Raw genomic sequence first — 23,414 nt, forward strand, 5'->3', positions numbered from 1 at the left:
TGCAAAGTGAGTAGGGAAAAGGACAAAACCCATTAGTAAGTACCGATTCTATTTACCCAACACGTCCAACCTCCTTTGAAGATTGGTCGGGTGGAGAGGGCTACCTATCACCCAAAGCCAACTCCCCCCCATCCGGTTCAGTGGCCCCTCCCCAGAAATCAGCTTTTTCCGTCTGCTGCAGGGAGCCCATTTGTCTTTCCGTCCCATTTCTGTGCACCTGCGTCCGCGCCCAAACTTTGTTAGTGAGTGTTGACAATCAATGCAGTACATTAAACAACTGATTGGTCCGGACGGGTTGGAAACTTTGCTTTTGCGAAGCGCCGGATAACTTACTACACCGCTTCGTTGGGCAGTTGCGCCCGCCACCTGAATGACCATTAGGATTGTCGACTTTCTTTTTAAATCATGCAAAAACCTATCTACACATGCAAAAATTATACACTAAAGGCGTCGCTTTCGCGGCCCTGCTACTGCTGCTTTCGGCAACGGTAGCCGCCCAGATCACCGGTACCGTGACGGACGCCGACGGCTTCGGCCTGCCGGGCGTCAACGTAGTAGTTAAAGGCACCACCACCGGTACCGTTACCGACGTTGACGGCTCTTTCAGCCTGAACGCACCGAGCGATGCCACGCTCCGCTTTTCCTACCTGGGTTTCGCCACCCAGGAGATTGCCGTCGGTGGCCGCTCGAACTTTGACGTACAGTTGGTGGAGGACGCCAACGTGATGAACGAAGTGGTCGTGGTGGGCTACGGCACCCAGCGCCGATCGGATGCCGTGGGGGCGATCTCCTCCGCCGGCCAGGAAGAATTTGGTGACGTAGCCGCCGCCCAGGCTTCGGAACTCATCACCGGTAAACTGGCGGGCGTGCAGGTCGTCAGCAACGGCGGGGTGCCGGGTTCGGGGACGAACATCGTCGTCCGGGGTATCGGATCCTTCGTGAATGCTTCGCCGCTGTACGTGATCGACGGCATCCAGGCTTCGAGCACCCTATTCAACCAGATCTCGCCCTCCGACATCGAATCGATCACCGTACTGAAGGACGCCAGCTCGATCGCGATCTACGGTAGCTCGGCGGCCAACGGCGTTGTACTGGTCACCACCAAACGGGCCCGGACGGGTGCCCCCCAGGTGAACTACAACGGCTACGCGGGCATCGCCCAACCCTGGAGAAAACTCGACCTAATGAACGCCGACCAGTACTTCGACCTCGCCGAGGAACTGATCGACGACATCCCCAGCACCGCGCCCCTGCTCAACGAATTGGGCCGCACCGACCGGACGGACTGGCAGGATGAAACCTTCCGCAATGGCCTCGTCCACGAGAACACCCTCAACATCACCGGCGGCACCGACAACGTGACCTACAGCGTGACGGGAAGCTACCTGGACCAGGAAGCCATTTCCGGCGACTTCAACTTCCAGCGGGCGAACGTGCGCCTCAGCCTGAACGAGAACATCGGTAGCCGGATACGCCTCGGCCAGACCCTCTTCTTTACCAACGAGAAGCGCGACGGCAGAACGGCCGACTTCGGCAGCGTCACCCGCCAGGCTCCCCAGTTGGGCATCTTCGACGAGACGAACCCCGGTGGTTTTACCAACGTGACCAATACCACTTTCGGCGCCGACATCCGCAACCCGATCGCCCAGTACGCGCTGGTGGACGAGGTGAGCCGGACCAACCGCACCTACTTCCAGTTCTTCGGTGAGTTGGACATTTTGAAGGGGCTCACCTTCCGTTCCCAGGCGAGTATCGAATACTCCAACTTTGCCTCGGAGAGCTTCCAGTTTGAAAACGTCAACGCCGGACTGACCAATCCCAATGAGGCGCGGGAAAGCATCGGTAACTTCTACCGCCCCCTCGTAGAGAACATCCTGACCTATGAATTAGAGTTGGGCGACATTCACCGCGTTTCCGCACTGGTGGGTAACACCTGGTCGGACGGGCAGCGCTTCCGCAACTACTCCCTCGTCGGTTCCGACTTCCCGAATACGACGATCCCCAACCTGGGCGCGGCCCAGACGCAGGAATTGGCCTCTTCCCCTGGCTACGGCGCGGGCGCCCTGCTGAGCTACTTCGGCCGCGTGCGCTACTCGTTGATGGACCGCTACAACATTGAATTTTCGATGCGCCGCGATGGTGTTTCCCAGGTCTTCGAAGAGGGCAACCGCTTCGGCAACTTCCCCGGCGTGGGTGTGAGTTGGGAGGTCCACGAGGAACCTTTCTTTAACGATGCCGGAGCAGTCTCCAGCCTCGCCCTTCGCGCCAGCTGGGGTAAATCCGGTAACTCCAACATCCGCCCCTTCACCTACCTGGCGAACGTATTCCGGGGAGGGAACAACAACGTCGGCTTCACCTTCGGCGACGGTAGCGTCTTTACGCCCGGTGCCTCCGTCTCCTTCAGCCCCACCGTTGGTTTGAAGTGGGAGGAAACGACCCAGACCGACATTGGCGTAACGGCCTCCTTCTGGGACTACGCCCTGACGCTGGACGTGGACGTCTACCGCCGCAACAACGAAGACCTGCTGGTGAATGTGCCAATCGCCACCAGTACCGGTTTCGGTACCCCCGGCCAGACGGCGAATGTACCGGCCAATGCAGCCAGCGCGGTGAACAAGGGAATCGAACTTTCACTGGGCTACAATGGCAACGCGGGTAGCGACTTCAACTACTACTTCAACGTCAACGGCGCTTACAACGACAACGAGGTGACGAGCCTCGGTAGCGACGACGCGACGCCCATTCGTGGCGGCGGTGCCTTCGGGATTGCGTCCACTACCATTACGGACGTCGGGACCAGCATTGGTGCCTTCTACGGTTACGTCGTGGAGGGAATCGCCATCACCCAGGCGCAGGTGGACGAGCTGAACGCCGGCGCCCCGAACAACGATGATGGCAGCCCGGGCACCTACCAGGCCGGTTTCGCCCCCGGTGACTACATCTACGCCGACCTGGACGGAGACGGACAGATCACCAGCGAAGACCAGCAAGTGCTCGGTAGCCCGCTACCCGACTTCATCTACGGGGCCAGCTTCGGTGCCTCCTACAAAGGTTTCGACCTGGCCGTATCTCTGCAGGGCACCCAGGGCGTAGAGACGTGGAACTTCCTCGACTACAACCTGGCCAACGGATCCCGCCTGTACAACAGCTACGCGGATTTCGCGACCGACCGCTACATCGACGAAACGAGCGTCAACGCCATCTACCCCAAGGTGGGCCAGAACGCTACGAACGACGGCAACCTGCGGCAGTCCTCCCGTTACATTGAAGATGGGGACTTCCTCCGCGTCCGGAACCTGACCCTTGGGTACACGCTGGATAACGACATCTTCGGTGGCATTACCCGCAATCTTCGCGTCTACGTCACCGCCCAGAACCTACTGACAATTACCGATTACGACGGCTACGACCCGGAAGTATCCAGCAACGGCAGCTTCCTGTTTGGTCGTGGGGTGGATACGGGGCAATTCCCGCAACCACGAACTTTCCTATTCGGTATCCAGGCCGGTTTCTAAGCCGGCGAGTGACCACGCGATCGCACGCGTTACCACCGAACCGCCAGGGGGAAATAACCCTAAACACTAAGGTGGCTGCGGACATCCATTTTACTTAAAGTTGCATAAATACCTTTTATAATGAAACTCAAATCCTTACTCGCGCTCTTTGCCGTCCTGCTCCTGGTGAGCTGTGACGAAGAGATCCTGGAGCAACCCAACCTGAACGAGTACAACGCTACGACCTACTTCTCCAGCCCCCCACAGCTGAACGAGGCCGTGGTCGCGCAGTACTCTACGCTGTTGCTGCAGGGGATGTACTCCCGCGATTACTACTTCATGTTCGACCTTTTGGGGAACGATGCTCAGCCTGGTAACGCCCTCCTGGGTGACCTCCGCGCCCTGGCTACCTATCAGCACGGGCCGCAAAACCCCCAGGTCAACCAAATGTGGGAGGCCCTGTACCGGATCTCTCTGCGGTCCAACTTTACCTTGGAGCGCCTCGATGATTACGAAGTGAAAATTGGGGAGGAAGACCTCATCAATCAGTACCGGGGAGAGTCCCTCTTCTTCCGGGGTTACACCTACGGCAAGCTGGCCCGCCTCTGGGGCGACGTCCCCTACCGCGGTAGCTACGACGAGCACCTTTCCTTCAACATGGCCCGCACCCCCGTCGCCGACGTTTGGGCCGCCGTGGAGGCTGACCTGACCGAAGCCATCGACCTGTTGCCGGATTCTTACGACGGTGCTAGTGCCGGCCGGGCTACCTCCGGCGCCGCCCGCGCCTTGCTGGGACGCTACCAAATGTGGCAGGGTGATTACGAAGCCGCCCGCGCTACGCTGGAACCTCTGGGTCCGAACGGCGCCCACAACTACGCGCTGGTGGCCAACTTCGACGACCAGTTCTCCGAAACCAACGGCCAGACCTCCGAGACCATTTTCGACATCAACCATGTCTGGACGAGCTGGAGCGTCGGCAACAAGTACTACATGTTTGGCGGCCAGGAAGGCTGGGGTGGTACGACCACCCACACCGGGCGGAGCCAGGAATACGGATTCAATGATTGGAACAACGTCACCGTTTCCCTCGGCCTCGTTAATACTTTCACTTACGAGGACGAGAGCGGGCAGACCTACGTCGACCCCCGGGCCGGCTTCACTTTCTACGGCGACGCCGCCAGTGGAGGGGATACGGACTTCTGCGCCAACGATAACCGTGGTGGCGACCCCACCCGCCCCCGTTGCACGGATACCCAGCCCTACAACTTCGACGTGAACGGCTACAACTGGCGGAAGTACAACCGCTACGAGTACAGCGCCTTCGAAGGGGAACCCGACAGTGAGATCAATACCCAGATCCTGCGCTACGCGGATGTCCTGCTGATGCTCGCCGAAGCCTACATCGAAACTGGCCGGGTGGCCGAAGGCATCGAGACGCTCAACATCGTCCGGGCCCGCTCCGGCGCCTTCACTTACGAGAACGTGAGTGATCAATCCACCGCGCGTGAGATCGTCCGCCGCGAACGTCGCCTCGAACTGGCTGGCGAGCAGAGCCACTGGTTCGACGTCCTCCGCTGGTTCGGAGAGGATGCCAAGCAAGTGATCGATCGTGAGGAAGGTTTGGAGCCCGGCACCAACACCGCTCCCTTCCAGCCCCGCATGGTCCGCTTCCCCATCCCTCAGGGCGAACGAGACGGTAACCCGCTGATGGTCGTTGAGAATGACTGGAATTAATTGCTACCCATCCACTTGACCTTAAAGTGGATCGGAATAGGCTGTGCCGCGAAGGGCTTTTGCTTCAAGCCATCAGCTACTTGCTTCTAAGAAAGAACCGCGTTCGGAAATATTTCCGGCGCGGTTTTTTCGTGGTGATGGTTACGCTTCCGTCATAATTCTCTCCTAACGAAAGGACCGGAAAATTCCCAACAACCCCGCCGCGAATCCTGACGTTATACCCCCAACATTCAAAATAAAAAACCACAATGGGCGCGGACCTACAATTAAATACCCAACTTTCTCCCGGAATTCAGGCAATGCTACCGATCCTCTACGCCGCGTGGGCGGATCGCCACCTGGACCTGAAGGAAATCCACGCCCTGCGCAAACGCGCCGCAAAACTGGACTTCCTCTCCGACGACGATAAGGGCATTCTGCTACGTTGGTCCGACCCCGCCAAGCCACCCACCCGGGAAGTATTTCAGCAGTGGCAAAGCCTCGGCCGCAACGCCGCCGAACAACTGCCCGCCGATAAGATGGCCAGCCTCGCTGAGTTGGGCTCCATCCTCGGCCACGGCGCCGAAGGGAAGGACCCTGCGCGGGCCGGCTATTGGGCCGAACAGACCGTCGCCCTTCTGGAGATCGAACGCGGCCTCGGCGGTGTGAAGGAAGATACCTACCGTGGCCTCTTCCCCCGCTACGAGGAACGCGCTAAACTCGATGAGGTCATCGAAGCGGCGTCCGTGGATCCCAAAGCCTTACAAGCGGTGCTGGACGGCGAATACGCCGGCATCCTGGAGAAAACCAAGGCCATCCTCACGCGCCCGGCCTTCGAGCGCAAGACGCTCCGTATCAAGGAAGAATACCGCAACCAGGTGCTGGAATGGACCCAGATCCTCGGTAAAGAGGGCATCGGCGCCCTGGCCTTCCCGAAGGAATACGGTGGCGAAGACGATATGGGTAAATACGCCTACGCCTTCGAAGCCCTGGGTTACCACGATCTGAGCCTGACCATCAAAGCCGGCGTCCAGTTCGGGCTGTGGGGCGGGGCTGTCGCCAACCTCGGTACCAGGCGCCACCACGATAAATACCTTTCCGCGACCGGCACGGCCGAACTGCTCGGTTGCTTCGCGATGACGGAAACGGGCCACGGCTCGAACGTCCGCGGTCTCGAAACCACGGCGGTGTACGATCCGCAGACGAAGGAATTGATCGTCCATTCCCCCAGCATCGGCGCGGGCAAGGAGTACATCGGGAACGCGATGCACAGTCGCATGGCCGCCGTCTTTTGCCAGCTGATCGTGAACGGGGAGAGCCACGGCGTCCACGCCGTCGTCGTGCCCATTCGCAATGAGGCCGGGGAAGTCCTGGAAGGCATCCGGGTGGAGGACAATGGGTACAAACTTGGTCTGAACGGCGTTGATAACGGCCGGCTCTGGTTTACCCGCGTCCGCGTGCCAGTGGAGAACCTCCTCGATAAATTTGGGGGCATCAGCGAGCAGGGTACCTACGAAAGTGAGATCCAGAACCCCAGCCGCCGCTTCTTCACGATGCTCGGTACGCTGGTGGGTGGTCGGGTCTGCGTCCCCCGCGCGGGCATGAGCGCGGCCAAATCGGCTCTAGCCATTGCCGTGCGGTACGGGTTGCGCCGCCGCCAATTCGCCGCCGACCCACTGAAGGCGGAGACGATCATCATGGATTACCCCAATCAGCAGCGGCGCCTCATCCCGTTAGTGGCCAAGGCCTACGCTACTCAGTTCGGCCTGGATTACCTGCTCGAACGCTACGTCGACCGCACCGAAGAGGATATGCGGGAGATCGAGGCGATGGCCGCTGGCCTCAAGTCGTACGCCACCTGGTTCGCGACGGCCGCCATCCAGGAATGCCGCGAGGCCACCGGTGGCAAGGGCTACCTGGCCGAGAACCGCTTCGCCGACCTCAAGGCGGATACGGACATCTTCACCACCTTCGAGGGCGACAACACCGTCCTCATGCAACTGCTCGCCAAATCCTTGTTGGCGGACTTCAAGAAGGCCTTTAAGGAGGACGGCAACTTCGCCGTCCTGAAGTACATGGGCCAGCGGATGCAGACCATAGTGATGGAGCAAAACGCCTTCACCGTCCGCCAGACCGACCGGGAGCACCTGACGGCGCGGTCGTTTTACCAGCAGGCCTTCGAGTTCCGTTCGCGCCGCCTTACCAGCACGCTCGCGCAACGTTTGCAGGCTTATATCAAGGGGGGCAAATCCGCCTACGAGGCTGGCCTCCGTTGTCAGACGCACATGATCGAGGCCGCCGAAGCCTACGTCGAAGCCCTCATTCTCGACAAGGCGCTGGCGCGGGTGGATAGTTTGGACCGAGCAAACCCGGCCCGCTCCGTACTGAAGAAAACCATTCAGCTTTTTGCGCTCCACACGATTGAAGGGCACCGGGGCTGGTATTTGGAAAGTGGGTACATCGCCGCGAATAAATCCAAGGCCATCCGAAAGGCGGTGGACGTCTTGTGCGCGGAGTTGCGGCCGGACGTTGGCTCGTTGGTGGATGGGTTTGGGATACCGGATGGGTTATTGGGGGCGCCGATTGCTTTGTAGGGGTTGGGACTAATTATATCTTATTTCCCGGATCCTATTTCTCGGATCCTATTTCCCGGGATCTGCCACGACCTTTGGTCACGGCTGATCCCGGGCTATCACGATGATCCCTACCGGGATCGTGTTTTAACAAAACGGATGGTGACGCTTATCTTTGGGAGTCGTCTTATCCGAAAAATGAAACTTATGCAAGTTCGAGAAATACTCTTTACGGCTACCTTTTTGGTCCTTACTCTCCTCGCCGGCTCCCAGATGCTGAACGCTCAGGTGAGTAGCGAGCGGATGAGCCACAGCCGTGGTAATAACGACGCGTTGATCCTGGACCTCCGCACCGCCGACCAGAAGATGGTCACTAAACTGTGGGAAGATTGGACCAAGGAGACTTTTGACGCCAAAACGAAGGGTGTGAAGAAGAGCAAGGGCGAAATGGCCACGCTCAACTTTGTGATGCCCGGGGTATCGCCCGGCAGCAAGGTGGATATGTACAGCAAGGTCGAAAAAGCCGGTAAGGATGGCAGCCAGTTGATGGTTTGGATCGCTACGCCCGATGGCTACGTGAGCGAGCGCCTCGACCGCAGTGAATACTACGAAGCCGAGAAAACGCTGATGCGTTTTGCCCTCGCCGTCAGCCGCGCCCAGATCGATATGGAAGTGGAGGAAGAAGAGGATACCCTCAACGACCTCGAAAAGGAACTCGCCCGCCTCCGCAAGGAAAAAGAGAATTACGAAAAGGACATCCGCGACGCCGAAAAGCAAATCGAAGAAGCTCGCGCCAAGATCGAACGCAACCTGATCGACCAGGAAAATAAAGCCCAGCAGATCGAGCGGCAGATTGATGAGGTGGAGATGACCAAGCGGAAGAAGGAGGACTTTTAGTGTTTTGGTGCTTTGGTATGTTGGTGCTTTAGTGTGTTGGACTGCCAAAGCACCAACATACCAAAGCACCAGAATGAAAGCCTAGAGGAATTGAGCTTCTAAAACCGTAACTCAAGCCTCAACCAAGCCCCAATGCCCAACCCCCTAGCCGTTCCCGACCCCACCGTAGCCGCCCGCCGCCTACTGGGCGCGGAACTCATCACCACCGTCAACGGCGAAGAAACGAGCCTCCTCATCACCGAAGTAGAAGCCTACTTCGCACCGGACGACCGGGCCAGCCACGCCGCCGGTAACAAACGGACGAAACGGACGGAAACCTTTTGGAGCCCCGCCGGAACGGCCTACGTCTACCTCTGTTACGGCATCCACGAAATGATGAACGTAGTGACCGGGCCAGCGGACGCGCCCCACGCCGTACTCATCCGGGCCGGCGCCCCCGCGAAGGGAATCGACGTAATTCGCCACCGCCGCAAACTGACGGGAGATACGCCCCGCCTGAGTAGCGGCCCTGGGGTAGTGACGAAGGCTTTGGCCATTGACCGCAGTTTCAACGGCGCCGACCTATTCGACCCCGCGGGTGAGATCCGGCTGAAATTACAGGCCAAACCACTACCCGAAGCGGAGATTGTGGCCACCCCGCGCATCGGGATCGACTACGCCGGTGAGCCGTGGGTGAGCAAGCCGTGGCGGTACTACGTGCGGGGGAGCAAGTACGTCAGCCGCTTGAATGACTTTAAGGAAACCTAAATGTTGGGCTCCCGCCGGTACTTTTTCCAGAATTTGACGTTCTTCTCGTTGGACTGTCTCTAAAGCAGAGGCCCGTCCTCGATCACCCAACTGCGTATGACCCTTTCTCTGAACCGTTCTGTATTTGTTTTCCGCGCCCTGCGTCTTGGCCTCCTCTTTGCCCTACTGACGCTCGGGACCTACCTCTCCGCCCAGGACGACGGTTTGGTGTACTACGATAATACCTACGACGACCAGATCAAATCCGTCCGCCTCCACGTGAATGGTTTCCCGCACAGTCTGCCCCTCATTGCACTGGACGGCAACGCCGTGCTCCGCCTGTCTTTTGATGACCTACGGGATGAGGTGGTCCGGTACAGCTACAAGTTCATCCACTGCGACCAGGACTGGCAGCCCTCCAACCTCAGCCCGCTGGAGTTCAACTCCGGTTACTCCGTGGATTACCTCGACGATTACGACTTCAGTTTGCGGACGCTCAAGAACTACGTGCACTACGACCTCACCTTCCCCAACCGGAACATGAAGATTGACGCCAGCGGGAATTATCTCCTGGTCGTGTACAATGCCGAGGACGATGAATTTCCCGTCATCACCCGCCGCTTCATGGTGCAGGAAAGCCTGGCCGGCGTGAGTGGCCGGGTGATGCGTCCGGCGGAGGTGGACAAGATCCACACCCACCAGGAAATTGACATGACGGTCAATACCAAGCAGATGAACCTGCGGGCACCCCTCCAGGAATTGCGGGCGACCGTCCTGCAGAATTACCGTTGGGATAATGCCGTAGTGGGTATCGAACCCAACTTCCTGGGCCGCGAATCCGTCCGGTTCGACTACCAGGGGAAGGTCCTCTTTCGTGGTCTCAATGAATACCGGAACCTGGATGTCCGTTCCATCCGCGCCCCCCGCTCCAAAATGGTGAGCATCACCAACGAGGGCGATACCTACGGAATGATGATGGAAGCCCAACTCCCCCGCGGCCGCCGTAGCTACCTGAACTACATCGACTTCAACGGCGACTTCGTAAACATCCGGGACGACGAGGCGCAGATCACCGTGGCCGATGAATTCCTCCAGCAAAACTTCGACCGTTTCCAGGTCGACTTCAACGGGGAGTACATCACGATGACCTTCGTGCTCGATACCGAGAACAAACAGGATAAGGACATCTACGTTTTTGGAGGCCTCACGGAAAACCAACTCAAGCCCGACTTCAAGATGGTCTGGAACCCCACCATCGGTGCCTACGTAGGCCGGGCCCTGATGAAACAAGGATTCTACAATTACCACTTCGTGATGGAACAAAAGCCGGAAGGAAAATCCACCCGCCCCGCCGACCGGCTGGACTACAGTTTCACAGAAGGCAGTCACGACCAGACGGAGAACGACTACCTCGGCCTCATCTACTACCGACCGCTGGGTGGCCGCTACGACCGGCTGGTGGGTTCGGTCAATCTGAATAGTAACGTGAATTGAGGAAGCGTCGATTCGACTCCCGGACACCAGGCCGAGTTTTAGGGCCATCGGCTCCCGACCTCCAGGTCGGGCTTTATTAGGAGGCTAAAGTTATCAGTCTGTAATTGGAAAAATGTGGCCTTGTTGATCTTTTTTCCTGCACCCTCATCCAAAGCAGAAGAGAGACGTAATAGGCTACGGAAAGTGTGAAAGACAAGTGTTGATAGACGTCGTACGCAAAGCATTTGCCCTTTTGTCAGCAACTCGCGGGTGAAGAGATTCCGGTGATGAGCAAGCCTACATAATACCTACCTTTACCCACCCCCAAATAACTTCACGCCCGCCGCCGTTGTCTTTCTCCTGACTATGCAATTTCTCTATCCTTCGTTTCTCTGGGCACTGGCCGCGTTGGCCATTCCCATCATCATTCACCTGTTCTATTTCCGCCGCTTCAAGAAGGTGGCCTTTAGCAACGTCCGCTTTCTGCGGGAGGTGAAGGAGGAGACGAGCATGCGGTCCCGCCTACGGAACTTGCTCGTATTACTGATGCGCTGTCTAGCCCTCGCGGCGCTGGTGCTGGCCTTCGCCCAACCCTTTCTCCCTTCCGAAAAGGAAGTCCTGAAGGGCCGCAAAGCGGTGAGTGTGTACGTAGATAACAGCTTCAGTATGGAGGCCAAAAGTAGCTCGGCTTCCTTGCGCCAAATTGCGGCGGACCGGGCCCGGGACATCATCAATGCCTACGGAGTGGAAGATCGATTCCAGGTGATGGATAACGACTTCGCCGGCCGCAATCAACGATTGGTCGGGCAGGAGGAAGCTTTGCAGTTGGTGGATGAGATTGAGGGCAGCCCCGCTTCCCGCCGCCTGTCGGTCGTCAACGCCCGCCAACGGTCGGCGCTGGGGACGGAGCAAATTGAAAATCGGATCACCTACCTGGTCTCTGATTTCCAGAATAACATTACAGACTTACGGGCAGACAAACTGGACACGAACTACGCCGTCAACCTCGTCCCCCTCACCGCCGTACGGGAGCGTAACGTGGCGATCGATTCCGTATGGTTTGAGGCGCCGGTGCCCCAGGTCAATCAGAATAACTTGCTGCTCGTCCGCGTCCGGAACTACGGGAGCGAAGACCTGGATAATATTCGACTCACGATGAACTACAACGGGCAGAACAAGCCCGAGGGTACCTTGGAGGTAGCCGCCGGATCGTCCGTTATCGACAGCGTTTACCTCAACATCACTCGCCCCGGGGTGGGCCGGGCGACACTGGCCATCAAGGACTTCCCCGTCAATTTTGACGATACCTATCACATCACTTTCCGTACGGCAGATAAGGTTCGCGTACTGAGTATTGATGACGATGGAACCCCCATTCGTAACCTCCGCGCCGCCCTCGGTGGGCTGAGTGTTTTTGCCCCGACCTACGTCAGCAGCCGTAATATTGATTACGGTCGCCTGGGCGAATACGATCTCGTCGTGATGAGTGAGCAACCGTCCGTTGGTTCCGGCCTGGCGGAGCAGTTGCGCCAGTACGTGGAGGGTGGCGGCAACGTCCTCGTCTTCCCACCTAAAAATGCGGACGTGAACAGCTATGGTACCTTCCTCCGCCGCCTCGGTGCCGGTGGTCTTCAGGCCTTCGAAGAGAAGACGCGGGAGGTGAGCAGATTGAACAGTCAGGAATTCGTATTTCGGGATGTCTTCCGTAACCGCTCGGCGAGTTTGCGGCTACCCGTCACTCAGGGTAACTTCCCCATTGGCCGGACGGGCCGCCGGGAGACGTTGCTTACCTACCGGGATGGTTCCGCCGCGCTGGCGAAGTATACGCTTGGTGAAGGCAACGTCTACCTCAACAGCTCCCCCCTGGATGCGGACGTAAGTAATCTGGCCCTCAACGCGGAGGTGTTCATTCCCATGCTCTACAAGATGGGCATCAGCTCCGGCCGCCGCCGCCCCGTGGCCTATTCGATTGGTAAGGACGAGGTCATCCGCACCAATCGTCGCTCGGCCAGCGCGGAGTTGGTTTATAAGCTGAAAGGCCCGGGTGGCGAGTTCATCCCTGAGCAGCGGGTGGTCGATAATTCGGTCCTGATTGGTCTCGGCGGCCAGGTCCTTCAGGCGGGCGTGTACGACCTTACCCTCGGCGATACGATCGTGGATGCCTTTGCCTTTAACTACGACCGCGCGGAATCCGACCTGTCCTACGCCGACGAAACCACCCTCCTCGCCCTCACCGACATCCCCAACGTCACTCTCCTCGACGCCGGCTCCCAGGCTAGCCTCATTGGCGACATCCGCGAACGCAATGAGGGTACGCCACTGTGGCGGTACTTCATTTGGGCGGCGCTTGGTTTCTTTCTGGTGGAAGTTTTGCTGTTGCGTTTTTGGAAGGCGTAGAGATGTCTCCGGTGGATTGGCTTCGCAGTACTTCGTGCACAAGAGAGCAAAGGAGAGATTGGATATGCTGAGATTATTGGCCGTCCAATTAGACTGCGTATGCGTTTAACCCCGTAAGGGGTTCACCTAGTAGACCGGAGTTAAAGGCGCAGCCATCTCGCCCCGGGATTTTGTTACACCAGTCAGATTGTCCCGGAGGGACAAGCAAATTAGCCTAGGGTCAAGAAGGCCGCAGGCCGAACGACCCTAGGTTTTCGTTAACTACGCGACGCAGGCCGAACGCCCCCAGGTTTTCGTTACCCCCACGCCAAAGGCCAAACACCCCCAAATTTCCATTATTCTCCGCAACTTACGCGGAGATAAACCCGTTTATTCTCCGCAAACGGCACCCATGTACATCCACCAATCACCAAATTGGCCCCACTTTACCTACAATCAGGAAGACACCTCCGCGCTTCTAAGCGAAGTCCGCTTTGCCCAGGGGAAGTTACTAGGCAGGGTCCAGGATTGGGGTTTTGACCCCCGGCAAAAGGCGAGCATGCAGACCATCGTTCAGGATGTCGTCACTAATAGCCAAATTGAGGGGGAGGTTTTGCCCGTTGACCAAGTGCGTTCGTCCGTTGCCCAAAAATTGGGATTGCCAGACGCTGGTCTGGTCGCGACTAGCCGTGACGTAGATGGAGTAGTGGAGATGATGCTGGACGCTACCCAACATTACGATCAACCACTGACGAACGAGCGCTTGTGGGCGTGGCACGCAGCCCTCTTTCCCGAGGGTAGGTCAGGGTTATCAAAGATTATTGTAGGCCGGTACCGAGATAATTCAGCGGACGACCCCATGCAGGTCATCTCCGGCTCTTTTGGTCGCCCCAAAATCCATTTCGAAGCGCCGCCCTCTACCCGTCTCTTACCGGAAATGAAAGCTTTGCTGGACTACATCAATGTGACTTCACAAAGAGAAGATCCCATCATTGCTGCTGCCAAAGCTCACCTCTGGTTCTTAACCTTACACCCCTTCGATGACGGCAATGGCCGCATCGCTCGCGCTATCACGGATAGTATGCTTTCTCGGGCGGATGGCTTTAAACAACGATTTTACAGCATGTCTTCCGCCATTTTAGCGGGCAGAAAATATTACTATCGTACGCTGGAATCCACCCAGAAAGGCAATGGCGACATTACCGAATGGATACTTTGGTTTCTAAAGACGCTGGGAACGGCACTTGACGAATCCAATACAATTCTCGCAAACACCTTTGCCAAAGCCAAATTCTGGCAGCGCCACGCCACCCTCCCAATCAACTCACGGCAACGACTGATCTTAAATAAAATGTGGGACGGCTACGCCGGAAAATTAACCAGCTCCCGGTACGCAAAATTCGCCGATTGCAGCCAGGACACGGCCGGTCGCGACGTCAATAAATTAATGGATTGGGGCATCCTAAAAATTGGCCCGGCGGGAGGAAGGAGCACTGAATACCTCCTAGTTAAAGAGGATACTCCCGCTGATTAATAAATAGGCGATAATCGTCTAACCCCGGAAGGGGTTCACCTAGTAGCCCGGGGTTAATGGCGCAGCCATCTCGCCTCGGGTTTTCGTTACGCGTCATCTCGCCCCGGGTTTTCGATACACCAGACACATTGTCCCGGAGGGACAAGCAAGTTAGCCTAGGGTCAAGGAGGCCGCAGGCCGAACGACCCTAGGTTTTCGTTATCTACGTGACGCAGGCCGAACGACCCTAGGTATTCGTTATCTACGTGGCGTCGGCCAACCCACCCCCGGATTTTCGTCCCCCCCAAAATCCCCCCCAAAACGTACCTTAGCCCCATGCTCCTCCGCCAACTCCTGATCACCGACGCCGGCAGCCCCCACAACGGCCAAACATTCGACCTCCGCATCCAGGGAAACGAGATCACCGATCTGGCGCTGACGCTGGTGCCAAGCGATGGGGAAGAAGAAATGACCTTCCCCCAAGGCACCCGTGTAGCCCCCGGTTTCTTTGACGTTGGCGCCTACCTCGGGGACCCCGGCCACGAAGAACGGGAGGACTACGACAGCCTCATCCGCCAGGCCGCCGCGGGAGGCTTCACTTCGGTGGCCGTCCTACCCAATTCGGATCCGCCCCGGCAGTCGGTGACCGACGTGGCCTACCTACTGGGCCGCAATGGGAACGGACCGACCGACCTCCTCCCCCTCGCCGCCCTGAGCCAGGACCTCGCCGGGAAGGACCTCACCCAAATGCTGGAACTCCACGATGCCGGCGCGCCCGCCTTTACGGATGGGGCTAAGAAAAGAGTCAGTGGCAGCCTGTTAAAACGCTCCCTCGAATACGCCAAGGCCGGTGATTGCCTGGTGATGGTGTGCCCCTACGACGAGAACCTCGTCCCCGAAGGGCAGATTCACGAAGGCCCCGTCAGCGCTCGTCTGGGTTTGCCCGGAATTCCGGAAATGAGTGAAACCATCGCCCTGCGGCGGGCGATCGAGCTCGTCCGGTACACGGAGGGGAAATTGATCGTTCATCTACTGTCCACGGCGGCGGGGGTGGAGGAAGTCCGCCGGGCCAAGGCGGATGGTTTAGCCGTCAGCGCTACCGTCAGTGCCCACCACCTTCAATTCACCGTTGAGGAGCTGGCGGGTTTTGATCCCAACTTCAAAGTCATCCCACCACTGCGGGAGGAGGGCGACCGGCTCGCGCTCATCGAAGGCGTAAGGGATGGGACCATCGACGCCATCGTCACCAACCACGTCGCGCGCCACGGGGAGGAAAAGGACCTGGAGTTTTTCTACGCGGACTTCGGTGCCCTCGGCTTGCAGACTGCCTTTGGCCAGTGCCTATCCGTACTGAGTGGCCAACTGAGTATTGAAGAGATCGTCCACAAGTTGGGGGCCGGCCCCCGGGCCCTGCTTGCCCAAGCTCCCCGGCACCTGCGGCAGCGCCAAAAAGCGGAGCTGGTGATCTTTACGACGGAAGGCGAAACCGAATTTTTGGCCGAACAACTACTCGGCAAGACCCAGAATAGCCCCCTGATTGGTCGGCCAGTGGCCGGAAAGGTGCTGGGCGTCGTCAACAACGGGAAGTTCCACGCGGCGAAGTAACTTTGCGTTATGGACATCAGCGTCGTCGTACCCCTGTTTAACGAAGAAGAAAGCCTGCCGGAACTGACGGCGTGGATCGACCGCGTGATGCAGGCCCACAACTTCAGCTACGAGGTATGGATGGTCGACGACGGCTCCACCGACAATAGCTGGAACGTCGTGCAGGAACTGGCCGCCGCCAACCCCAACCTGAAGGGCATCAAATTCCAACGGAACTACGGTAAAAGCCCGGCCCTCTACGAAGGCTTCAAGTACGCTACCGGCGAGGTCGTCATCACCATGGACGCCGACCTGCAGGACAGCCCCGACGAGATCCCCGAACTGCGGCGGATGATCGTGGAGGATGGTTTTGACGTCGTTTCCGGCTGGAAGCAAAAACGCCACGACCCGATTGGCAAAACGCTGCCTTCCAAGTTCTTCAACGCCGTAACGCGTAAGGTGAGCGGCATTCACCTCCACGATTTCAACTGCGGACTTAAATCCTACCGCCTCAACGTGGTTAAATCCATCGAGGTGTACGGCGATATGCACCGCCATATGCCATTGCTGGCGAAGTGGGCGGGCTTCAAGAACATCGGCGAAAAGGTGGTGGAGCACCGCGCCCGGAAGTACGGCTACTCCAAGTTCGGCCTTAGCCGCCTCGTGACTGGTTTTCTGGACCTGATGAGCCTCATGTTCGTCGGTAAGTTCGGCAAACGCCCCATGCACCTCTTCGGTACGCTGGGGACGCTGATGTTCGTCATCGGCCTGAGTAGCGTCCTCTACATCGGCGGCAAGAAGCTGTATTACCTCGCTAATAACTTCCCCAAGGAGCTCGTGACCCAGAACCCCTGGTTCTATATCGCCCTGACCTGCATGGTGCTCGGTACGACGCTGTTCGTGACCGGCTTCCTCGCCGAATTAGTGGTCCGTTCGAGTTCGGACCGCAACCACTACCTCGTGGAAACCGTCCTGACCGCGGCTGGTAAAGAAAAGAAAGCCGTGGAGTTTTAACCCACGCCGGGCGGAGCTGGCTGCTTCCGCGAAATCTCCAGAGATGCTCAGAGTTTACGACGATACTTACTTCATGCGCCAGGCCATCGCCCAGGCAAAAATGGCGGCGGAATCCGGCGAGATCCCCGTTGGTGCCATCGTCGTCTCCAACGACCGCATCATCGCCCGGGGCCACAACCAGACGGAGATCCTGAGTGACGTGACGGCCCACGCCGAGATCATTTCCATCACCGCGGCGGCCAATTACCTTGGCGATAAGTACCTCCACGACTGCACGCTGTACGTGACGCTCGAACCCTGCCCGATGTGCGCCGGCGCCCTGGCTTGGAGCCAGATCAGCCGCGTGGTCTACGGCGCCGGGGAGGACAAACGGGGCTTTATGCGCTTCGGCCGCGAGCTACTGCATCCGAAAACGAAGCTGGAATTTGGTGTCCTGCAGGAAGAATGCAGCCAGCTCATGACCGACTTTTTTGCGCGGCGGCGGCGCTGAGCTTGGGCTATCTTTACTCCGTGCGTTTCCTGATTTTTATCGTCTCCCTATTGTTGTTAGCGGCTCCGGTCGACGGGCAGCCCTACGGTTTCCTGACCTGGTCGGTAGAAGACGGCTTGCCACAGTCCCAGGTCACCGCCCTGGCCGAAGATCAGCGCGGCTACCTCTGGGTGGGTACGAACGGTGGTGGCGTGGCCCGTTTCGACGGCGCCTCTTTCAAAACTTTTGGCGTCGCGGATGGCCTGGCCGATAATTTCATCCGTGGCCTGGCGGTGGACGAAGCGGGCGTGATTTACGCCCTCACCCGCCGTGGTTTCGCGACCTGGCACCCCGACTCCAGTAGTTTTTCTTTGCAAGAAGTGGTGGATGAAAACGGCAAATTATTCGGCGCTGACGCAGGTGCCGTGCGGTGGGGACAGCTACAGGATAACCCCCGAAAGAAGGCATTAGAATTCAGCACCATTGATGCCGTTTACGCTCTGGAACCGGCCAACGACGGATGGCGGGTGGTGCCGGGAGACCAGCTCTTCCAGCAGGATGGCCCCGACCTCCCCCTGGCCAACGGCAACGTGCTGGTGGGGACGCGGACGCAGGGCCTCTTTCTCAATAATCAGCGCGGCGAACCGATCGCCCACTACACCGAAGAGGCGGGGGATTTACCCCACAACCACGTCCTGTCACTACTGCAAGATCGGCAAAAACGCGTCTGGATCGGTACCTCCGGGGGCGGGTTGGTACGGATGATCCCCACCGGCCTTCGCTACTTTGATACGGGCGACGGCCTGGCGGGTAACCGCGTATACGCCCTCCACGCCGGTGGGGGGGGGCGGCTCTGGATCGGTACTTCCCAGAAGGGCATCCAATACCTGGAGGATGGCGAATTCCAACGGCTACCGGGGGAGGACCCGACCTACGGTGCCAAGATCACCAGCATTACGGAAGACGGCGGTGGCCGCATCTACCTGGCTACCGACGGGCGGGGCATTACGGTGCTCGATTCCAACCGGGTCCGGCAACTTAGGCGGCGGTCCGGGCTGGCCTCGGAATACAACCTCAAACTCCTCCCTGACGGGGATAGCAGCGTGCTGGCCGTGAGTTATTCCGAAGGGGTGAATCGCCTGGAGTACTTCCCCGCACGGGATTCCTTTGCCGTCAGCACCGCAGCGGCAGATGGTTTGGTGGAAGGGTTAGCTCCCTTAAGCTTAGCCTCCGCGATTGCGGGGCCAAAGAACACATTGTTGCTGGGGACGACGCGCGGGGAGATCCACCAGCGATCGGTGGCCGGCCTATTCACCCCACGGGTTTTCGGCCAGGATAATGGCTTGCCGCCAGGGAAAGTCTCGGCGCTGGCGTTGCGGCTCGGTTCCCAGTTGTGGGTTTCGATTCAGGGGTACGGCTTGTACTATACCGACCTGCGGGTGAATGACCCTCAGTTTTTTCCGCTACCGGCTTCCTTTCAGGGGGTGAGTACCAATATCTTTCAACTGGTGGTGGACCCCAATCAATCCGCACTCTGGCTGGGGACGGAACGGGGCCTGACCCGGATCTTCCTCAACGCCGACGGGCAGCCGGATTACTACCGTGAATACGGCCGGGCGGAGGGCTTCCTCGGTGGAGAAACCACGCGGGACGCCGTAACCGTCGATAGCCTCGGCCGGCTCTGGTTCGGGACGCTCAACGGGCTGGTCCGGTACGAAGAGGACCGGGGGGATACCTACCTCGCTCCGCCGCCCGTCAATCTGGAGCGGGTCAATTTATTCTACGCGCCGGTCCAAGCGAGCGACTACGAAACGCGGGGTGGGGTGCCGGTTTTCCCTTCCTCAAGTAACCACTTCCAATTCCGCTTTGCGGCGGTGGACCTGACCTACCCCGACCGCCTGCGGTACCGCTTTCGCTTGCGGGGGGAGGAGGCCGAGTGGTCACCACTGACGGACGAGCGGGCGGTGCGTTACGCTGGCCTTAGCCCCGGCCGGTACACCTTCTTGGTAGAAGCGACGACAGACGGGGGGAAGACCTTCGGCGAGGCGGATAGCTACGCCTTCGTGATCGATACACCTCTATTTCGTTCCGGGTGGTTCCTTGCGCTGGCGACGCTGCTGCTGATCGGACTAATCGTTGGGGTAGCGTACGGTATTTATCAGCGCGTCCAGCGGAAGGAGGCAGCCCTGCGGGCGGAGTTGGAAACCCAGAATACCCTGCTGAGCCTTGAGCAGAAGGCGCGGCAATTGCAGATGAACCCCCACTTCATCTTCAATGCCCTCAACGGGATCCGGGGCTTGGTCGACGGCCAGCACGACGCGGAGGCGCGCGCCCAAATCACCAAGTTTGCCACACTGATGCGGGGCATCCTCAACAACAGCCGTCAGGACATGATCACGCTGGAGGAGGAAGTCGACGTACTGCGGGAGTACATTGAGATGGAGCGTTTTTGCCAGAATTTCCCCATCGACTACCGCATCCAAATTGCTGAAGAGTTGGACCCGGAGGAGGTCAGTTTACCGCCCATGTTGCTGCAGCCCTTCGTCGAGAATGCGATCCTCCACGGTTTAGCGGGTAAGGAAAATGGGGGCACAATCACCATCAGTTTCTCTTTGCGCGGCCGCAGGATGCGATGTCTGGTGGAGGACGATGGCGTCGGCAGAAAGGCTGCCGCGGCCAAAAAGGTCAACCGGGCGGCGAACCACAAGTCCGTCGCGGTAGAGGTGACGGGGGAACGCTTACGCGCCGCGGGTGGCTCGCTGGCCATCTCCGACCGGGAGGGTGGGGGCACAGTGGTGGAGGTCGTTACGCCGGTGGAGACTTGGTGAGGTTGAAGCTTAAGGCCGTAACCGGTAGAACCTAGGCTTGGTTTTTGGTTTTACAGGGTATCAGATCCCTGCCATTTGGATTACCCTTTATTCAATTTCCAACGCTCCTGATATGTGGAATAATTCAGTTGAACTTTTATTTACACTTGGTTTGCTGGTGGCTTTTGCTGGTTGCTCGCCTTCTTCCCCGGCACCTGCGGCAGCGCCCGTAACAGCGGAAAGTGAATCGGTGAAAAATTACCCCGCCTACGGAAACGTCAAAAAAATGGACGACCGGCTGGATGCCCTGATTGCACCCGGGCAACGGATGGAATTACTGGGTAGCGGATACGACTGGTCCGAAGGGTTGGTGTGGGTGGATGAATATGATTTTTTATTGTTCTCCGATATCCCAAAAAATAAGGTGCATAAATGGTCGGAAGCCGAAGGGGTGACGGATTACCTGGAGCCTTCGGGGTTTACGGGGGCATATTCTTCCTCCAAAGAACCAGGCTCCAACCGGCTGGTGATTGACCCCGCGGGAAAGCTGCTTCTCTGCCAGCACGGTGACCGCCGCATCGCGAGGATGGAGGCGCCGCTGGATGCGCCCGAAGCGAAGTTCACTACCGTCGTCGCTGAGTACGAAGGCAAGCGTTTGAATAGTCCGAACGACGCGATTTATCACCAAAATGGCGACCTGTACTTTACGGACCCACCCTACGGCTTGCCCGGGGTGGGGGAGAGCAGTTCGAAAGAATTGGATTTTCAGGGCGTCTACCGCCTCCCCGCCGACGGTGGCCCGCTGCAGTTGCTGACCAAAGAACTCGACCGACCCAACGGCCTGGCGTTTACGCCGGACCACCAGCACCTGATCGTTGGTAACTCCGACCGCGCTAATTGGAATTGGACGAAATATCCGGTCAAGCCTGACGGTTCCCTGGGTGCCGGCAAAGTCATCTGGGAACAACAAACTTGGGCGGATGAAGGAGTTGGTGGCCCCGACGGCATGCGGATGCACTCCAGTGGCCACCTCTTCGCCACTGGGCCGGGCGGTGTACTGGTTTTTCACCCGGATGAAACCCTGCTGGGCATCATCAAGACCGGGCAAAAGACGGGGAACGTTACTTTTGACGGCGAAGAGGAGTACCTGTACATCAATGCGGATAGCTTGTTGCTGCGGATTGAGTTGTTGCCGTTGACGAAATAAAAAGCCGATTGCCCGAAGGCTGTTTATTCATGTTTTCGTTACCAATGGGTAAATAGGTTACCCCAAAATTAATTTGATACTGATATGAAAGCCATCCTAGTTGAAGATATGCCGCAAGCCCTCAAGGCGCTGCAGGCTGATTTAAAAACCCATTGCCCCGACGTTGAGGTGATCGGGACGGCTGATAGCGTCGTCAGCGCCGCCAAATTGTTGCGGACCGCGAAGCCGGATCTACTTTTATTGGATATTAATCTCGGTGATGGGACGAGTTTTGATATTCTGGAGATCGTCCCCAACCTGAAAGCCCAGTTGATCTTCATCACGGCTTCGGACGAATACGCCATCAAAGCCTTCCGCTTCGCTGCCGTAGATTACCTCTTGAAGCCCGTGGATGGCGAGCAACTGAAGGATGCCGTTAACCGCGCCCGGGAGCGGGCCGGCGAGGTCGATACGGCCAGCCTGGATTTGCTAAAGGAAACCATCCGCGAGCCGAATAAGCTACCAGAACGCATCAGTTTGCATACTTCCGAAAATATAATGTTGGCGCGGATTGAGGACATCATCCGTTGTGAATCTGACGGCAACAATACCCGGTTTTTTATTCAGGGGGAGAAGTCCGTGTTTGTCACCAAGACCCTCAAGCACTTCGAGCGTTTGCTGGCGGACCACCATTTCGTGCGCATCCACCAGTCGCATTTGGTGAATTTTCGGCATATCGTGGAGTTCAAAAAAATTGATAGCGGGTACCTAAGGTTGACGAATGGGGATGAGGTGCCGGTGGCTAGTAGGAAGCGGGCGTTGGTGGTGGAGATGTTGCGGTAGGTGCGGAGACCCGACCTCCGGTCGGGTTGTCTATCCTCCTCTACTTTACCCGACGAAACAACAAATCATATGTCGGATTCAGATAGGTCCCATGCCAGTCCTCCCAGTAATCAACAAGATTAGCCTTTACGGGATTATTTAAAATATACCACATCACCAAAGTGAACTTTCCTTTACGAACGTCCCTATCGTAGTATTCATCATCCCAAAAGGGCTGGCCCGTTAAATTTAGAATGCGATTGCAAGTTAAGGCAGTAAATGTCTTGGTCGCTTTCATGAGCGGGCCAGCAGGGATATCGTAACCGGTTTTACTTTGTGCCAGTACATGTACGTGGTTCCCCATCACACATACTGCATATACGAGAATTCCCTTATTCTCCGCCAGAAATAGCCAAGACTTAATTACGATGTCCGCTAATTTTTCATCCTGTAGATGGTAAGGTGAATTTGGGTTTTTCTCTAGTTCGCTGTCGTAAAGTTCCTCAAATTTAGCTTCTCCATCTAAAAGTAATTCAGTTTTTCGAATTTCGTAGACTTCATTAGGCACACTGTTCAGGTTTAAGATAATATCTATTTTTATGTTTTGTCGCTGAAGTCTTAAATCCTGAACTTGAGACGCGGTTAGTGCACCCTTTAACCGGTAGATGATGTGCATCGGGATGTCACGAAAAGGGCGATGAGGTAGTTTTTTGAATTCGCGTGGAGGCACTCTTTTTGAGAATTTCGTTAGTTTAGAATAGGATTGC

At 57.7% G+C, this 23,414-nt stretch carries 15 protein-coding genes; 14 read left to right on the forward strand and 1 reads right to left on the reverse strand.

Annotation, left to right across the window (positions count from 1 at the left end; all coding sequences use genetic code 11):
• Positions 1 to 425: 425 nt before the first annotated feature.
• From A3850_RS01635 to A3850_RS01700, 14 genes are all read left to right on the forward strand, one after another.
• Complete coding sequence (locus A3850_RS01635) at positions 426 to 3,515, forward strand: TonB-dependent receptor (protein ID WP_068213451.1); 3,090 nt, start codon at positions 426 to 428, stop codon at positions 3,513 to 3,515.
• Between the two features lie 120 nt (positions 3,516 to 3,635).
• Entirely contained in the window at positions 3,636 to 5,228 is a 1,593-nt protein-coding gene (locus tag A3850_RS01640) for a RagB/SusD family nutrient uptake outer membrane protein (RefSeq protein ID WP_068213452.1), read from the forward strand.
• A gap of 248 nt (positions 5,229 to 5,476) precedes the next feature.
• Positions 5,477 to 7,801, forward strand: coding sequence for an acyl-CoA dehydrogenase (locus tag A3850_RS01645; protein ID WP_068213454.1), 2,325 nt, complete (start codon positions 5,477 to 5,479; stop codon positions 7,799 to 7,801).
• A gap of 186 nt (positions 7,802 to 7,987) precedes the next feature.
• Entirely contained in the window at positions 7,988 to 8,677 is a 690-nt protein-coding gene (locus A3850_RS01650) for a hypothetical protein (RefSeq protein WP_157500813.1), read from the forward strand.
• 132 nt (positions 8,678 to 8,809) lie between these two features.
• The gene (locus A3850_RS01655) at positions 8,810 to 9,424 is read left to right on the forward strand and encodes a DNA-3-methyladenine glycosylase (protein ID WP_068213460.1); all 615 of its coding nucleotides are present in this window, start codon (positions 8,810 to 8,812) and stop codon (positions 9,422 to 9,424) included.
• A 96-nt stretch (positions 9,425 to 9,520) separates the two neighbouring features.
• Positions 9,521 to 10,897, forward strand: coding sequence for a DUF5103 domain-containing protein (locus tag A3850_RS01660; protein ID WP_068213463.1), 1,377 nt, complete (start codon positions 9,521 to 9,523; stop codon positions 10,895 to 10,897).
• A 345-nt stretch (positions 10,898 to 11,242) separates the two neighbouring features.
• On the forward strand, positions 11,243 to 13,273 hold the full coding sequence (locus tag A3850_RS01665; protein ID WP_068213467.1) for a BatA domain-containing protein: 2,031 nt from the start codon (positions 11,243 to 11,245) through the stop codon (positions 13,271 to 13,273).
• 391 nt (positions 13,274 to 13,664) lie between these two features.
• Complete coding sequence (locus A3850_RS01670) at positions 13,665 to 14,786, forward strand: Fic family protein (protein WP_068213473.1); 1,122 nt, start codon at positions 13,665 to 13,667, stop codon at positions 14,784 to 14,786.
• A gap of 315 nt (positions 14,787 to 15,101) precedes the next feature.
• Entirely contained in the window at positions 15,102 to 16,370 is a 1,269-nt protein-coding gene (locus tag A3850_RS01675; RefSeq protein WP_068213477.1) for a dihydroorotase family protein, read from the forward strand.
• 9 nt (positions 16,371 to 16,379) lie between these two features.
• Complete coding sequence (locus A3850_RS01680) at positions 16,380 to 17,363, forward strand: glycosyltransferase family 2 protein (protein WP_068213480.1); 984 nt, start codon at positions 16,380 to 16,382, stop codon at positions 17,361 to 17,363.
• A gap of 43 nt (positions 17,364 to 17,406) precedes the next feature.
• Positions 17,407 to 17,853, forward strand: coding sequence for a nucleoside deaminase (locus A3850_RS01685; protein ID WP_068213483.1), 447 nt, complete (start codon positions 17,407 to 17,409; stop codon positions 17,851 to 17,853).
• A gap of 20 nt (positions 17,854 to 17,873) precedes the next feature.
• Complete coding sequence (locus A3850_RS01690; protein ID WP_068213485.1) at positions 17,874 to 20,660, forward strand: two-component regulator propeller domain-containing protein; 2,787 nt, start codon at positions 17,874 to 17,876, stop codon at positions 20,658 to 20,660.
• A gap of 112 nt (positions 20,661 to 20,772) precedes the next feature.
• Positions 20,773 to 21,846, forward strand: a complete 1,074-nt coding sequence (locus tag A3850_RS01695) for an SMP-30/gluconolactonase/LRE family protein (protein ID WP_082921558.1) — start codon at positions 20,773 to 20,775, stop codon at positions 21,844 to 21,846.
• Between the two features lie 84 nt (positions 21,847 to 21,930).
• Positions 21,931 to 22,668, forward strand: a complete 738-nt coding sequence (locus A3850_RS01700) for a LytTR family DNA-binding domain-containing protein (protein ID WP_068213487.1) — start codon at positions 21,931 to 21,933, stop codon at positions 22,666 to 22,668.
• A 40-nt stretch (positions 22,669 to 22,708) separates the two neighbouring features.
• On the opposite strand, the gene A3850_RS01705 is transcribed toward A3850_RS01700, so the two are convergent.
• Entirely contained in the window at positions 22,709 to 23,377 is a 669-nt protein-coding gene (locus A3850_RS01705) for a transposase (protein WP_157500815.1), read from the reverse strand.
• Positions 23,378 to 23,414 lie beyond the last annotated feature (37 nt).

Origin of the sequence: Lewinella sp. 4G2 (assembly GCF_001625015.1) — a bacterium.
Lineage (GTDB): Bacteria > Bacteroidota > Bacteroidia > Chitinophagales > Saprospiraceae > Neolewinella.